1 protein-coding gene and 1 pseudogene are annotated in these 823 nt (G+C 66.1%); both read right to left on the bottom strand.

All coding sequences use genetic code 11. The features are described 5' to 3' along the window. Positions 1-29: 29 nt before the first annotated feature. Positions 30-476 carry an NfeD family protein gene (locus IVB47_RS18140; protein ID WP_247462954.1) on the bottom strand — a complete coding sequence of 149 codons (447 nt, stop codon included), beginning with the start codon at positions 474-476 and terminating at the stop codon, positions 30-32. Between the two features lie 70 nt (positions 477-546). After that, positions 547-823 (bottom strand): annotated as a pseudogene (locus IVB47_RS18135) (band-7 C-terminal domain-containing protein); the annotation flags it as partial.

Raw genomic sequence — 823 nt, 5'->3', positions numbered from 1 at the left:
TGCTTCGCTTCGCTCGCAATGACGGCGACCTAAGCCGCCGCCACCGTCAGATTCGCACCGTCGACCTGCACCACCTTCACACGCGTGCCCGCCGGCGTATCAGGACCTGCGACGCGCCAGACGGTGTCGCCGATGCGCATGGTGCCGTTGCCGTCGACAATCGGCTTCTCCAGCGTGAACTCGCGGCCGAGGAGCGCATGCGCGCGCTTGTTGAGGAAGGGGCTGGCGGCAATTGCATCCGGCTTCGGCCGGGCGAGCCGGCGCCATACCGGCACGGCGGCGGCGGCGAAGATCGCGAACATCACGAGCTGGATCTGCCAGGATATCGCTACTCCGAACGAGATCAGCCCGACCAGCAGCGCGGCGAGCCCGAGCCAGAACAGGAACACGCCCGGCGCCAGCACCTCCAGCGCCATCAGGACGAAGCCGAAGATCAGCCAATTCCAGGTGCCGAGCGATACGAACATGTCGGTCATGACACGACCTCTTTGCAATGGCGCATGCCCTCGTCGGAAAACCGGTGTCCACTTTTCCGGGGCATGCGCTTTACCCCTGCCGCGGCGGCACCGCCGGCGGCGTGCTGCCGGTCGTCGGCACCGCCCCGCGACGAGCGGCGGCAGCCGCGGATGCCGCACTCTCGCCGAACGTGGCTTTCGCGATCTCGCCGATGCCGGCGAGCGAGCCGAGCATGCTGGTGGCTTCGATCGGCAGCATGATGATCTTCTGGTTCGGAGAGTCCGCGAACTGGCCGAACGCCTTGATATACTTGTCGGCGATAAAATAGTTCAGCGCCGCGACGTCGCCCTTGGCGATGGCTTCACTG

This window comes from Bradyrhizobium sp. 62, assembly GCF_023073035.1.
GTDB lineage: Bacteria > Pseudomonadota > Alphaproteobacteria > Rhizobiales > Xanthobacteraceae > Bradyrhizobium.
The sequence above is the reverse complement of the archived record's forward strand: the minus strand, read 5'-3'. Positions and strand labels throughout refer to the sequence as shown.